Annotated in this window: 12 protein-coding genes; 8 read left to right on the top strand and 4 right to left on the bottom strand. The window is 37.6% G+C overall.

Annotation, left to right across the window (positions count from 1 at the left end):
- A partial coding sequence (locus BLL40_RS07315; RefSeq protein ID WP_143180097.1) for a hypothetical protein occupies positions 1 to 203 on the bottom strand: 203 nt, incomplete at its 3' end.
- Between the two features lie 255 nt (positions 204 to 458).
- On the opposite strand from BLL40_RS07315, the gene BLL40_RS07310 reads away from it, so the two are divergent.
- From BLL40_RS07310 to BLL40_RS07300, 3 genes are all read left to right on the top strand, one after another.
- Positions 459 to 803, top strand: coding sequence for a DUF1360 domain-containing protein (locus tag BLL40_RS07310; protein ID WP_073711244.1), 345 nt, complete (start codon positions 459 to 461; stop codon positions 801 to 803).
- 664 nt (positions 804 to 1,467) lie between these two features.
- A complete protein-coding gene (locus BLL40_RS07305; RefSeq protein ID WP_073711243.1) occupies positions 1,468 to 2,445 on the top strand; it encodes an aldo/keto reductase in 978 nt (325 codons plus the stop codon).
- A gap of 116 nt (positions 2,446 to 2,561) precedes the next feature.
- The gene (locus tag BLL40_RS07300; protein WP_073711242.1) at positions 2,562 to 2,921 is read left to right on the top strand and encodes a hypothetical protein; all 360 of its coding nucleotides are present in this window, start codon (positions 2,562 to 2,564) and stop codon (positions 2,919 to 2,921) included.
- A gap of 22 nt (positions 2,922 to 2,943) precedes the next feature.
- Here the strand turns inward: BLL40_RS07300 and BLL40_RS07295 are convergent, their stop codons facing one another.
- Positions 2,944 to 4,212: an ATP-binding protein gene (locus tag BLL40_RS07295; RefSeq protein WP_073711241.1), complete on the bottom strand. Its 1,269-nt coding sequence runs from the start codon at positions 4,210 to 4,212 to the stop codon at positions 2,944 to 2,946.
- Positions 4,213 to 4,525: 313 nt separating this feature from the next.
- On the opposite strand from BLL40_RS07295, the gene BLL40_RS07290 reads away from it, so the two are divergent.
- Both BLL40_RS07290 and BLL40_RS07285 read left to right on the top strand, forming a co-directional pair.
- Positions 4,526 to 5,110, top strand: coding sequence for an NAD(P)H-dependent oxidoreductase (locus BLL40_RS07290; RefSeq protein ID WP_073711240.1), 585 nt, complete (start codon positions 4,526 to 4,528; stop codon positions 5,108 to 5,110).
- Positions 5,111 to 5,469: 359 nt separating this feature from the next.
- Positions 5,470 to 6,144 carry a DUF421 domain-containing protein gene (locus tag BLL40_RS07285; RefSeq protein WP_073711239.1) on the top strand — a complete coding sequence of 225 codons (675 nt, stop codon included), beginning with the start codon at positions 5,470 to 5,472 and terminating at the stop codon, positions 6,142 to 6,144.
- Between the two features lie 179 nt (positions 6,145 to 6,323).
- On the opposite strand, the gene ltaS is transcribed toward BLL40_RS07285, so the two are convergent.
- The gene (gene ltaS / locus BLL40_RS07280; RefSeq protein WP_073711238.1) at positions 6,324 to 8,276 is read right to left on the bottom strand and encodes a lipoteichoic acid synthase; all 1,953 of its coding nucleotides are present in this window, start codon (positions 8,274 to 8,276) and stop codon (positions 6,324 to 6,326) included.
- 1,234 nt (positions 8,277 to 9,510) lie between these two features.
- On the opposite strand from ltaS, the gene BLL40_RS07275 reads away from it, so the two are divergent.
- From BLL40_RS07275 to BLL40_RS07265, 3 genes are all read left to right on the top strand, one after another.
- Positions 9,511 to 9,948, top strand: a complete 438-nt coding sequence (locus tag BLL40_RS07275; RefSeq protein ID WP_073711237.1) for a universal stress protein — start codon at positions 9,511 to 9,513, stop codon at positions 9,946 to 9,948.
- A gap of 178 nt (positions 9,949 to 10,126) precedes the next feature.
- Positions 10,127 to 11,800 carry a ribonuclease J gene (locus BLL40_RS07270; protein WP_073711236.1) on the top strand — a complete coding sequence of 558 codons (1,674 nt, stop codon included), beginning with the start codon at positions 10,127 to 10,129 and terminating at the stop codon, positions 11,798 to 11,800.
- Positions 11,801 to 11,905: 105 nt separating this feature from the next.
- On the top strand, positions 11,906 to 12,355 hold the full coding sequence (locus BLL40_RS07265; RefSeq protein WP_073711235.1) for a HEAT repeat domain-containing protein: 450 nt from the start codon (positions 11,906 to 11,908) through the stop codon (positions 12,353 to 12,355).
- Between the two features lie 270 nt (positions 12,356 to 12,625).
- On the opposite strand, the gene BLL40_RS07260 is transcribed toward BLL40_RS07265, so the two are convergent.
- On the bottom strand, positions 12,626 to 14,230 hold the full coding sequence (locus BLL40_RS07260; RefSeq protein ID WP_073711234.1) for a catalase: 1,605 nt from the start codon (positions 14,228 to 14,230) through the stop codon (positions 12,626 to 12,628).
- Between the last annotated feature and the right edge of the window lie 180 nt (positions 14,231 to 14,410).

The following is a 14,410-nucleotide window of genomic DNA, read 5'->3' as shown; positions in this document are numbered from 1 at the left end:
AACGGAGCAGGGATTACGATATCAATACAAAAATCTACGGTATTATCACAATCAGGACACGGTCCTTGCTGTATTACTGCATCTTGTTCTGTCTCATTTACTCCTTCACATTGTTTTGCTTGTTCTTTTTTAGCGGCATTGATTATCTCCTGCATTTTTTCTACCCGTTCTTTCATTAAAGCTTGCAGTTCTTCATTATTCATGTTCGTCTTCCTTCCATTAAATTATTCTGATTTTAAAAGCAAATTCGCTTCTATTAACCATTAAATGAAAATATTAGAATAATGACTGTATGTTTGTCCTATCTAGCATTATTTTAAAAATCCGATACACTAAAAAATGGAGCCTGTTACATCAGAACTTTCAAAAACGAATTAAAAGTCCTGAGTTGTTTGCCCAGTCAAATTGATATTTTCGGCATTATCTAAAAGTAACTTCAAAATAGGGAGTCAAATAAAATGATGGAAATTTCGTGGATTCATCTTGTTATTTTAATTTTGGCTGCGTTTCGTTTTACCCGCCTAATTATGTATGATGAAATTACCTCGTTTATACGTGCCCCATTTTTAACGATTACTACTGATTATGATGACAACATGGAAATCACTCACAACATCGAAATTAAAGGTTCAGGGTTACGCTATTGGATTGGAACGTTACTTACTTGTCATTGGTGTGTAGGGATATGGTCTTCTATTATCATTGTAGCTCTTTATTACTATCTTCCTTCCTCTTTTCCGCTGTTATTAATATTTGCAATCGCGGGAGCGGCCGCACTTATCGCATCTTATTTAGATAAATAATTAAGTAGGATTAATGCGTGGCGTTCTGTTTGCCTGAATGCAAACAATCAGACTAATTGTCCGTCGATCCGGGTAGCAGTTTGAGACTCATTGATGTTGTCAGAGCACCAAGATGAGAACTCAAAAATGGGACGGATTTAACCCGCATTAACGGGCAGTAAGACCCCTTCTTCAAGACTTCGAAAAGAAAAGAAGGGTAAGTAGGGGATCAACTGCCCGTAAAGGCCCGATTGGTTCGGGCCGGCTGAAGCCGGTCACTTAGGTATTGCCGCAGGACGCGGCGTTCTTTACCTGAGTTCCTGTTTATTCAATGGGGGATGAAGTTGCACTTTATCTGCATGTATAATGATCGTGATGGGATTCGAACTTAATGGTCTATCACTCGTATTACCTGTATATCTATATTCTTAAATAAGAAATGCCTTAATCCAAAATGGGATTAAGGTGTTTTTTCGTTTATCGATAAACGTGTCTATTTCATCAGAAAAAAACATTCGTTTTAAAACACCAAGCTTTTAACATTATGAGGAGAATACGGCAAAAGTGCATAAAAGGAACGGCTCTTGTACAATGGAAGTGTGATTAAATATGAATGTTCTCTTTCGCATGTATAGGGAAAGAAAGCTAGAGAATCATCCATTTTTTTAGAAAGGAGCAGATCATGATGAACTATCGTCGTCTCGGAAAGAGTGGACTTGAAGTATCGGTATTGGGACTCGGAACAAATGCGTTTGGGAAACGGGCTGATCAAGACACGTCCATAAAGATCATCCATCAAGCGCTAGGGAGCGGTATTAATTTCATCGACACGGCTAATATTTATGCGAATGCCGAATCGGAAAGAATCATTGGAGAGGCTCTCAGCGGAGGAATGCGCCAGAACGTTGTATTAGCGACAAAAGCTGGTTTAGTGAAAGGAAGAGGACCTAATGAAAGTGGTTCATCTCGCTATCATTTGCAACAGGAGCTGGAAAACAGTCTTAGACGTTTAAAAACAGATTATATTGATTTGTATCAAATTCATACATTTGATCCGTATACTCCGCTTGACGAAACGTTACGTACGTTAGATGATATGGTTCGTTCAGGAAAGGTTCGTTATATTGGGGCATCTAATTATGCAGCGTGGGAGTTGATGAAAGCGCTCGGTGTCAGCGAAAGCAAAGGATATAGTCCTTACGTTTCAACCCAATCCAGTTATTCTCTAGCAGATCGGACACCTGAAAACGAACTGATTCCGTTATGTGTAGACCAAGGTGTAGGAATCATCCCATATTTTCCGTTAGCTGGCGGCATTTTAAGTGGAAAGTATAGCTTAACGAATAAAACGCCTGTACATTCGAGAGCGGATACGGATCCCAATTTCCGTAAATTTCTTGCGGAGAGAACGATCAATCTAGGAGAAAAGGTAAGTAAACTAGCAGTGGAACATGGTCATACTTCCAGTGCAATGTCACTTGCTTGGCTCATGGATCGACCCGCTGTCTCGACCGTGATTGTGGGTGCTACGCATACCGATCAGTTAGAAGATAACTTGAAGAGTATAGACATTTATCTTGATTCAGAAGTAACAAAAAAATTGGATGAAATCAGCAATCCATTTCGTTATGGTGAGCCATTCGCTCTTTATCGTCTAACCTAAATAACGATCTCTTAATTATATATGTATGAACAATGAAGCATAGATGGGACTGTCCCACAAGTCGATGACAACTGACTTGGGACAGCCCTGTTGTAGAAGAAGAGGGGGATAGAAAAATGGGTAGACAAGTCAAGTTTGGCGAACAAGAACTCACGTTAAACCTTATCGGTGTCACTGCTTTTTTCGCTTTGAAACAAAGCATTCACATGTCTTATCAGATGATCAAGCATGTTTCAGTCGATTATTTCGATGCTCCTTTATGGATGTTACGGATGCCTGGTACATCCATTTCTCCATTGCATATTTATGAAGGCAGCTATAGGTATCGAAATGAATGGTATTTTTTATCTTATGAACGTTGGGAACCACTTGTCATTATTGAGTTGGAGAGGCATACAAAGTATGACTACGTTATTTTTCAAATTGATCATCCTAATGCGGTTGCTTCAAAAATACGGATGCATTCTAAAAATTGAAAAAATGTATTTCTTTTAAATGTTAATGTTCCGTCACTGGGAAAAAAAGAGAGAAGCGGGTTCCCCTGCCTACTTCGCTTTCTACTTTAATTTCACCTTGCATGGCTTTCACACTGTTATACATCACCATCGTGCCAAGACCTGTCCCTTTTACTTTTGTTGTATAATATGGTGTTCCTAACTGTTCCATTTGTTCATCTGTCATCCCCATGCCTGTATCCGTTACGGTTATGACTGCTTTCTCATTGATCTTCTGCAAATGAATGTGCATCTTTCCACCGTCAGGCATTGATTCTATTCCATTTTTAATCAGATTGATCAGGCACTGATGAAATTGCTGTTTCCCCCCAGTAATATAAATATTCATATCATTTTGACATTCAATCATGACATTGTTAATCTCAGCAAAAGGATTGATGATATTAGCGATATAATCTAATTCCTTTTTTAAGTCTAATCGTTCTACATGATCTAATGAAGGTTTAGCGAAGGTGAGGTAATCGGTAATCGTTGCCTCTGCTTTATCTAATGCCTCCATGGAGAAGTTAATGTACAATTTTTTTTCTTCCTCTGTTAGATTGGGATCTCGCAATAGCTGAATAAATCCTCTTGTTACTGTAAGGGGGTTCCTTACTTCGTGGGAAATACTCGCCGCAAGTTCACTAACGGTTTTTAGCTTTTCAAACTTTCTTATTACTTTAGATAGAATGGCATTTCTTCTTGAATTTTCGTTAAAAACGACAAAAAATAAGATTCCAATCGGCTGAATGATGAAAGAAGCAATATAAATGATAAAATAATCCATGGTGATGTTTTCTGGCATCAATAAAACGAACTTTGTTATCCTAGAAAACAATCCAAAGAAAGAAGCTAATAGGGCTAAAAATACTTTCATTCTCATCGTAACGGCCTTATTAAACAAGGGAATGATATACCATAATGAAACAAGTAACAGACAATAGATGAGTAGGGTCGTATCCGTATCGGGAGAATTTAAAAAGAGTCGATAGGTTACTAGAATAACAGTTAAAAAAACAGTTACCCTACGCCCGCCATAGAGTGCTCCAATGATCAAGGGGATTTGCAGGAAATTAAGGCTATATCCAGTAGAGAAGGTAATGGGAAAGGTCATACATAGAACGATGGCAATCCCTGAGACAAGCGCAATGATTAGTTCATTCATTAATGTATTCGCTTTCATTTCGACGAATTTAAAAAAAATAGAGAAACAAAAGTAAACGAAAAAAATAATTAACAAAAAGGTTTGTAGGTGATCAAATGCAGTAGACATATACGATTACTCCTATCCTTTAGTAAACATAACATGGAAACGGAACCCATTCACCGGCAAATAAAGAGATATATAGTGATTGAGATAGTATGCTAGGTAGTTTTCCTTATTATCCTATAACAAACAGTGGAAACCTATCCTTTTTCTTCGTCAAATTGTGACAAAAAATGATTACTATCATCTTGCATACTGATTCTAGTGAAAGCATTGTGGAAAATTAAAAGACAGAATAGTGGAAGAAAGACAAGTTAATCTAATAGAGTAATTTTTGATAATATGATGTAAGATGCAAGTAAAATAGGAGGTTTTTGAAATGAATCATCTCATTGTTTATGCACATCCATACGCTGACAGTTTTAATCATGCCATCTTGGAAACGACTGTTCATGCATTAAAGAAAAATGGGCATGAGATAGTGGTGCGTGATTTGTATGCACTGGATTTTTATCCTGTATTGAAACCAGAAGATACAGCTGCGATGAAAGTCGGGGAAACACCGGAAGATATTAAAACGGAACAAGCATTTATCACCCAAGCCGATGTCATTACCTTTATTTATCCGATTTGGTGGACAGGCCTTCCTGCTATTTTAAAAGGATATGTAGACCGTGTGTTTGCCTATGATTTTGCTTATTCTGCTGATGTAGAAGGAAACGTTCAGTTATTGACAGGCAAGAAAGGCTTTATCATCAATACACATGATTATTCGAATGAAGCGTACGATAAGATGGGAATGACGGCAGGGTTAAAAGTCACATCGGATATAGGGATTTTTGACTTCTGTGGAATTGAACCTGTCGAACATTTATTTTTTGGAAGTGTCGGCCAAGTGGGGGAAGAAGCGTATAAAGGGATGTTAAAGAAAGTGGACGATACCGTTCAATTCCTTTTTCCGTAAACGTAAAAACCGTGATTTTAAGACGAAAAAAGGTTTAAAAGTTCTCTTATTTGGGCACATCTATATTAGGTGCATATTTCGACTGCGGTACTTAACCAAGCTTGACAGACCTCATCGCACCTGTGAGGTCTGTCTTCATGATTTCAAACGAAAAAATAGATTGATCAAACGACGGGTGTCCTTCTGTAAAGGTGCCTGTTTCTTTTTATTTGGTGTGATCGCTATTATTTTAAATTAGTGGGATAAAATTCAAAGCCATTGTACAAACTGGAATAAGTTCAAAAGACAGATGCTGCAGCTGTATCAAAATGAAAGAAGCAATCGGACATTTATTTAATGTGAATGGGGGTATTCATAAAATGAAAGTTATGTATCTAACCATTGAACTTATTATTGGTTTTTTTCTTCTTTTTATAATCGTCAAGTTTGTTGGGAAAAAAATTATTAATCAAATTACACCCTTCACATTTATTTCCTCTATTGTGTTAGGAGAGTTATTGGGAAATGCACTATATGACCGTCAAATCGGTGCCTTTTATATGATATACTCTATGGCATTATGGGGCATTCTACTCTTTTTAGTCGAATATCTTGGACAAAAATTTCTAGCATTTCGCGGCATATTTGAAGGGAAGCCGTCTGCTCTCATTAAAAATGGGATAGTAGATCGGGAGGAATTGAGAAAAAATCGGATGAATCTCAATCAGTTGCAAAGTTTACTTCGACAAAGTGAAACGTTTTCCATCAGGGAAGTAGCCTTTTGTTATTTAGAGGCGAACGGGTCGATTAGTATTTTAAAAAAGATGAAGTATCAAAAAACGACTCAGGAAGATTTTAATATGCCGATAAAGTCTGTTTATGTTCCTGTTACTCTTATACGGGACGGTAAAGTTTTATGGGATGAACTAAATGATCTAGGTTTTGATGAATCTTGGTTAAAAATACAGCTCACATCCCAAGGTATTTCTGATTTCAAAAATGTTTTTATAGCTGAATGGCTGGAAAACGACTGTCTTTTTGTACAAACATATTAATAAGCCACTTTCTCTAAAAATTCATAAATAATGATGAAATGTTTCAAATTATCTTAATCAAAATTATATGAAAAAGCCTGTAAACATTGTCTACAGGCTTTTGTGTTATTTTGATTACTATTGTGTTAGTACAAACATATTACCATGTCCATCTTTAAACGGTATAAAGTATATTTTTCTTATTCATTGGATTCTTTATCATCTGAGTTTTTATAGTTATATTGTGAACGCTCTACAGGAGTAAAGTTTTCAGGGGTGTAGAATCGTAATAAATCTCCATTCACGACTTGATCCGAAAGCGCTAATTTATGTTTTGCGGTTTCCTGATATTTTTTCGCATCAGCTAATTGATCTTCTTCCAGTTGCAGTCCTGTAATTGAATCATAAAATTCATCCTTAACAGATGTAATCGTTGGACTGACAAAGTCACCATTTCTGAATGGGACAAGTGAATCATGATTTTCAGATAATAAATCTGTTCCAAATTGTACATTATCTTTTGTATCAATGCCTAGCAAGTGAAGAAGGGTTGGAAGAAGATCTATTTGTCCTCCGTATTCGTGGTTAACGCCGCCTTCTACACTAGGCACACGAATGAATAATGGTACTCGTTGGAGGCCAGCACTTTCAAAGGGTGTAATTTCTTTGCCAATAACTTGTTCCATTGCTTTATTATGGTTTTCTGAAATTCCATAATGGTCGCCGTACATAATAATAATGGAATGATCATATAAACCAGATTCCTTTAGATAAGTAAAGAACTGCTTTAACGCTTCATCTGCATAACGAGCTGTTTGGAAGTACGTATCGACAGATTTATCCCCTGTTGTATGCGGGGCTATGGAAGCATCTTCTTCATCAATCGGATAAGGATAGTGATTCGTCACTGTTATAAATTTTGAATAAAACGGTTGAGGTAATGATTCCAAGAGTGGAACGGATTCCTCATAGAACGGCTTGTCCATTAGCCCATAATCGGCTAGATCTTCACGCTTCATTTCATAGTAGCTTGAATCAAAAAACTTGTTATATCCAAATGATTTATAAATTTCATTGCGATTCCAAAAGGTTCCTGAATTCGGATGAAACACCGCAGACGTATAGCCTTCCTGACCTAAAATAGCGGGAGCAGCCTGATAGGTGTTTAACCCTTTTGTTGTAAAGGCTGCACCTTGTGGTAATCCGTACAATGAATTTTCTAGCATAAATTCAGCATCAGCCGTTTTACCTTGCCCTGTTTGATGAAAGAAATTATCAAAATAAAGTGTATGTTCTTCCTTTGTCAATGAATTTAAAAATGGTGTTACTTCTTCTCCATGTAACTCGTAATTGATAAGGAAATTTTGCATGGATTCAAGATGGAGATAAATAACATTCATTCCTTTTCCGGCACCAAAGTAAACCGGATTTGGCTCAGCATAGTTAGATTTTGTAAAGTTAATAACTTCTGTAATATCGTCGCTATCTGCCAATACCCTTTTTGCAGAAGCCTGCGTACTCTGAACAGCATCGTAAATAGTGTAATTGTACATACCTAAATATTTGACGATATAGTTTCGATCAAATCCCCTTGTCAATAATTGAGGACGATCCATCTCAGCTAAAGCTAAATTGGCTCCTGAAATAACTAGGCTCAATAAAAAGATAGTAGCAACTTTTCGTCGATTTATGTTGTTAACTTCAATTTTTACAAATTTAAAAGAAAGCAATACGATCAAAAGAATTAGATCAATGAAGAATAGAATGTCATATGGTTTTAAAAGAGAAACCACACTGCTACTTACATCACCAAAATTTTGTGTCTGAGTTAAAGTAGGTAACGTAATGAAATCATTAAAAAATCGGTAATACAGAACATTGGCATATAAAAGAAATGATAAAAGGAAATCAATCACAATCAGCCCAATATACTTTTTTCTTCCTTTAAAGAAGAAAGCAAAGCCTAAGAATAATATAGAAGACCCTAAAGGATTTAGGAATAATAAAAACGTTTGAATAGAATTTTCAATCCCTAATTCAAACTGTGTTAATTGAACGATATATGTTTTCATCCAAAAAAGAACGACAGCTACAAAGAAAAAACCAACATATTTATTGAAAAAACTTTGTCCTTTATGCAATACGTTATTCATAATTTCCACCTCTCTAGCGAACTATTATCCATGATTTTATCTAACTATACAAGTATAACGTTAGAAGGCCTCTATACAGGAAAAATCGATCCCGGGCTATCTGAAACTGGACATTCAACTAGCGGAGTAGGTTGGAATATCTTATTAGTGGGGGTGACGTTGTGAAATATGTTTGTCCGTGTTGTGGCGAAGAATTAAGAGACATTGATGAAATATGTGAGATATGTTGCTGGGAAGATGATGGAGGTTCAGTTTTGAATGCTTGTGCGTTTTAATGTAAAAAGACTGCAGCCTATATTCATTTTTTAGTCAGATCTTCTTCATTCGTGCATATAATAAGTTTAGCTGCCACTTAAAAAAGCCTTGATCCAGTACTAGATCAAGGCAAACCTTTACCATCTAATGCTGTTCCAAAGTCTTTTATTGTTGTCATCACGATCGTCTCTGCGGTGTCTATCGTCATCACGATCGCTTCTGTGGTGTCGTTCGTCATCACGATCGTCTCTGCGGTGTCGTTCGTCATCACAATCTTTTCTGCGGATATCGCCACAATCTGGATTGAACCAAATCGTTTTACAATCGTTTGTACTGCTCCAGCTCCAACATTTTTTCTTTCTATGATCCCGGCCGTTACATCTGCAACCCATCATTATTTCCTCCTTTCGTAAAGTTGCGAGGTTAAACTAACCCTTGCAATATATAGTATGATTTAGGGAGTAACTGGTATAGTTTGTTCTACTAGTAAAAACAAATATATGAAGAAAACGGAGATAAATTTATATGTTCAAAAGAGCGACAATCACTACTTTTTTATATTTTTGTGATAAATATGTAAAAAAGTTTTGAATTTTTTGTGAACATGTAGTATGATATATTTACAAACTACTTAAGGAGTGATTGATATGGATCGAGTATTGACAAAGCGTTTAAATAAACAAGGACTTATTTTTGCGGCGGTCCATACGATATTTTTCCTTAACCTCGCAATTGAGTTCATTATATCTTCTTAATTTTTAAAAATAAGTAGGGGTTCACTGCTTAATGCAGTGGCCTTTTTTTATTTTGTATAGGTAAATCCTTGCAGACAGCCGGCAAAAAGGGGACCGTTTCTTATATCTAGAAATATAGTTAGTAGTTTTAAAAACGAAATAATCTGAATAATCAATTGACTTAAATCTATCATTACGTTTAAGATAAAGATAAATTCATTGTTCATTTAAAAGGAGTGTTCTTTATGTTATCCGTAATATCAAAAGTTGTCGTTGCTTATGATGGGTCAGAATTGAGTAAACAAGCATTGGAAAGAGCAATTATTCTAGCAAAACAAGATGAAAAAGTCGAATTAAACGTGATTACGGTTATTCCTCGACCTGTAGCCTCGATATATAATTATGGGGCAATAGCTGATACGGCGCATGAAGCGAATCTTGAAGTAGCAAGGGACATGATGAAAGAAGTAGAAGAAAAATTGAAAAACATACCGAATAAGACCGAAACATTTATTATAGACGGAAATCCAGCACAGAAGATCGAAGAATTTGCAGAAAATAATAATGTAGATCTTATTGTCATGGGCAGCCGGGGATTGGGCGGAGTAAAAGAGCTATTCTTAGGCAGCGTGAGCCATCATGTCGTCCAAAAAGCGAAGTGCGAAGTGTTTATTGTTAAATAACGTAACGTTTTACATTCAAGAAGGTTGTCTCAAAAGTTACTTGAGACAACCTTTTTTATTTTATCTTAGCGAGAATACAGTTCTTTTGCCGTAGCGTGAGCAAAACGTGTCGGTCAAGAATAAAAGGACGTTAAAAGGGCACACTTTGCATAATGATGTAAAGTGGGAGGAATCGAATGTGAATGAGGCAGAAAATACATTATCAATCGTTGCTTTAGGTGGCGTTAATGAAGTTGGGAAAAATATGTATGCGGTACAATATGCAGATGATATTGTGGTCATCGACTGTGGGTCTAAATTTCCAGACGAAAGTTTATTAGGCATTGATTTGATTATCCCGGATATTACTTACTTACAAGAAAATAAGGAGAAGATTCGGGCTTTAGTTGTGACGCATGGACATGAAGATCATATAGGGGCCATCCCATACATATTAAAACAATTAAAAATGCCCATATATGCAACACGATTAACGTTAGGTTTAATTGAAGTGAAGCTTAAAGAACATGGACTTCTTCGGGAAACACAGCTTATCACGATTGACTCCGATTCGAGTCTGGAGTTAGGAATGACTCGTTTAACTTTTTTTAAAACAAACCATAGTATCCCCGATTGTCTGGGCATTGCTTTTCATACACCTGAAGGGACAGTCGTCCATACAGGTGACTTCAAGTTCGATTTAACGCCGGTAAATGATCAATATCCAGATATTCATAAAATGGCCAACCTCGGTAAAAATGGTGTGTTAGCTCTCTTATCAGAAAGCACGAATGCGGAACGTCCGGGGTTTACGCCATCCGAAAGGTTTGTGGGCGAGCATATTGAAGAGGCATTCAATAAAGCTCATGGGAAGGTGTTTATCTCCACTTTCGCATCAAACGTTCATCGTGTCCAGCAAGTCGTAGATGCTGCGATAAAGACAAATCGAAAGCTTGCTTTGCTCGGCCGAAGTATGGTGAACGTCGTATCGGTTGCATTAGAACTCGGTTATTTAACGATTCCGGATGGAATGTTAATTGACGCAAATGAAGTGAATCAAATGGCGCCAGAGAGGGTGGCGATTCTTTGTACCGGAAGTCAAGGGGAGCCAATGGCTGCTTTATCCCGTCTATCTAGTTCGAAATATCGGCAAGTAGAAATTGTGCCGGGAGATACGGTTATATTATCTTCAAGCCCAATACCAGGGAATGAACGGAACGTTGCACGGATTATCGATAATTTATTTCTTCTCGGAGCGAAAGTAATCTACGGATCGGGAAGTGTAACGGGTATGCACGTTTCCGGACATGCGAGTCAAGAAGAACTAAAATTAATGCTTACGTTAATGAAACCAAAATACTTTATTCCCGTTCATGGTGAATACAGAATGCTGCATCAGCACCGCTTATTAGCCGAATCTGTTGGAGTGGAGCAAGAGAACATTTTTATTGTGAATAATGGGGATGTGGTTGATATTCATAACGCAGTGGCCCGTCAGACAAGGAAAATACCTTCAGGAAACATTTTTGTAGATGGATTGGGCATTGGGGATGTTGGAAATATTGTGTTACGTGACCGAAAACAACTATCTGAGGAAGGGATGCTCATCATTGTGATTCATCTCAGTAAAACGGAAGGCAAAATTGTTTCGGGTCCGGATACAATTTCTCGTGGATTTGTCCATGCTCGCCATTCGGAAGAGCTTTTACATGACGTGAATCAACTCGTGACAACGACCGTTCACAATTTAGAAGGAACAAAAGTAAACCAATGGAAGGTGATCAAAAAAAGCGTAAAAGAATCGGTCGGGAAATTTTTATATACGGAAACAAAAAGACGGCCCATGATTGTACCGATCATTATTGAAGTGTAAAACGTTGAAAAAGAGTACGTGTTTCAACAGATCATGGTACAATACAAGTTGGAGTGAAGTGTCACTTTATCAAAAAGATGTTGAAATAGAAGGGGATTATATCATTTGAATAATAAAGAAGCAAAAAGTGAGTTACCTTCACATTTTAAAGAATTAAAAAAATCAGCCAATCGAACGTCTAATTGGAGAGAACGTTTAGATACTGTTGAAGAGTTAGGACAGTGGAAAAACGAACAAACCGTTAAGTTGCTGACGCGTATCATGATGACCGATAACGTGTATAAAGTGCAAGAAGCTGCTTTCCGTCAGCTTAAAAAAATGGGCGAAGATGTTCAATTACCACCGAAGAAAAAAAGTGAAGCGATTAAAGGCGTTAAGAAAATCATGTTACGAATTAAGAAAAGTTTGCCAGAAGATCATACGTTTAAAGAATTTGAAGAGAAATTTAAAAAAATGAGACTTGATGTATACGATACGTATGAAGGAGAAATGGGCACCGACTTTAATAAGTGGCTTGAAAACACGTGGGCATCGCTTACGATGCCGAATAGATAACGTCTGTTTATTTTTGGCGAAACTCCGATTGTGTATAAGCAATCGGAGTTTTTATTGTGCTTAACTTTCTGAGTTAAACAATGGGAATAGAAGGATGGGAAAAGATGAAGAAATGGGTGGCAAGTTTTATTAGTGGATGCTAAAAGCTCACAATATGGTGTTATCCTCTGTTCAATATTAATTAGCAAAGTAGCAAATAATAAAATAACCGGCACGGAATTTACGCTGCCGGTTATTTTGACTAGTATAATATGAAGAAAGAATGATCGATCAGTATGGTTCAGCGTCGTGTCCTTTTTTGATCGCTTTTTCCGGTGCTTGGTCGCCGTCTTTGTTGCCAAGCGGTTTTTGGCTTGATCCGCCTTTTGGCGCATTTGTCAAGCCCTCTCTTAAGCGGCGGCCATATTCTTTATCTGCTTCTTCTGCAAGAGCGATCATTTTATCTTGAATACGTTGATCGCATCTAGAAAGGTCCCCGACAAGGTTTAAAATTAATTCATCTTTTTCCCAGTCTTCAAAATTACGGTATGTTTCGCCTGCTTGTTTCGTATTACTTTGCCGATCAATGGACTCACGAACTAACTTGCCTTTAACGTGTGGTGTATGTTCTTTTCCTGATTGTTTTGCTTCTTTTAGTCCGCCCAAAATGGATGGCTCATAGTTAATATGGGGGTTTTGACCAGGAACACGGTCTACTTTATATTGCATTTGTCCGCCGCTTTGATTCGTCGCCACCCGTTTTTTCGGCGAATTAATTGGCAGTTGTAAATAATTTGCTCCTACACGGTGACGCTGTGTATCTGAATACGAAAACGTCCGGCCTTGAAGCATTTTGTCATCTGAGAAATCAAGACCGTCAACAAGGACGCCTGTCCCGAATGCTGCTTGTTCCACTTCGGTAAAGTAATCTTCCGGGTTTTTATTTAAAGTCATTTTGCCGACCGGAAGCCAGGGGAACTGATCTTCTGGCCACAGTTTCGTATCATCAAGCGGGTCAAAATCCAGTTCTGGATGCTCATCATCGCTCATGATTTGGACGAGCAGTTCCCATTCTGGATAATCGCTGCGCTTAATGGCATCATACAAATCTTGAGTCGCATGATTAAAATTAGTCGCTTGAATTTCGCTCGCTTCTTTTTGCGTCAAGTTTTTAATACCTTGCTTCGGTTCCCAGTGATATTTAACAAGTACGGCTTCGCCTTCGCTGTTTATCCATCTATACGTATTCACACCAGAGCCTTGCATCATGCGATAGTTCGCCGGAATACCCCACGGTGAATAAACAAACGTCACCATATGGAAGGATTCAGGGGAACTTGCGCAAAAGTCGAAAAATCGTTCTGCATCTTGAAGATTTGTAATGGGATCCGGTTTAAAGGCATGAATCATATCAGGGAATTTCATCGCATCACGGATAAAGAAAATCTTTAAATTGTTTCCAACTAAATCCCAGTTCCCGTCTTCTGTATAAAATTTAACAGCAAATCCGCGCGGGTCACGAAGTGTTTCCGGCGAATGACCGCCGTGAATAACCGATGAAAAACGAACGAAAACAGGAGTTTTTTCCCCTTTTTCTTGAAATAATTTCGCGCGTGTATATTTAGAAACCGGCTCGTCTCCAGCTGTTCCATAGGCTTCGAAATAACCGTGTGCACCAGCGCCGCGTGCATGAACAACACGTTCAGGAATTCGCTCCCGATCAAAGTGGCTAATTTTTTCAATGAAATCATAGTTTTCTAACGCTGCAGGGCCACGATTACCGACTGTTCTTATGTTTTGATTATTTGTAACTGGATGCCCTTGTCTGTTTGTTAACGTGTCATCATTATCAGCATTCGTTTTTGGATTGTCACGATTGGATTGATCTTTTGTCACCGTTCACCCTCCTTATAGTAGTATATCAATAATATTTTGGAACAAGGAAATCCTTGCATCCTCTTTGTAATGTTCCCTGTCTTCAGATGAAGTATTCCATTGGTTTTACTTTCATCTATTTGTTTCAAGCCTTTGCCTGTTTTTGTGAAAAGCTGAATGGAGACAATGCTTTTGTATCCT

The sequence above is a fragment of the Domibacillus mangrovi genome (genome assembly GCF_001906925.1).
GTDB classification, from domain to species: domain Bacteria; phylum Bacillota; class Bacilli; order Bacillales; family Domibacillaceae; genus Domibacillus; species Domibacillus mangrovi.
This window is presented reverse-complemented; position numbering and strand designations above follow the sequence as displayed.

Excerpts from the sequence above, each read along its gene's own strand:
- BLL40_RS07275 (WP_073711237.1), top strand. The coding sequence starts at position 9,511 with ATGTTATCCGTAATATCAAAAGTTGTCGTTGCTTATGATGGGTCAGAA.
- BLL40_RS07290 (WP_073711240.1), top strand. The coding sequence starts at position 4,526 with ATGAATCATCTCATTGTTTATGCACATCCATACGCTGACAGTTTTAAT.
- BLL40_RS07300 (WP_073711242.1), top strand. The coding sequence starts at position 2,562 with ATGGGTAGACAAGTCAAGTTTGGCGAACAAGAACTCACGTTAAACCTT.
- BLL40_RS07295 (WP_073711241.1), bottom strand. The coding sequence starts at position 4,212 with ATGTCTACTGCATTTGATCACCTACAAACCTTTTTGTTAATTATTTTT.
- BLL40_RS07310 (WP_073711244.1), top strand. The coding sequence starts at position 459 with ATGATGGAAATTTCGTGGATTCATCTTGTTATTTTAATTTTGGCTGCG.
- BLL40_RS07285 (WP_073711239.1), top strand. The coding sequence starts at position 5,470 with ATGAAAGTTATGTATCTAACCATTGAACTTATTATTGGTTTTTTTCTT.
- BLL40_RS07305 (WP_073711243.1), top strand. The coding sequence starts at position 1,468 with ATGAACTATCGTCGTCTCGGAAAGAGTGGACTTGAAGTATCGGTATTG.
- ltaS (WP_073711238.1), bottom strand. The coding sequence starts at position 8,276 with ATGAATAACGTATTGCATAAAGGACAAAGTTTTTTCAATAAATATGTT.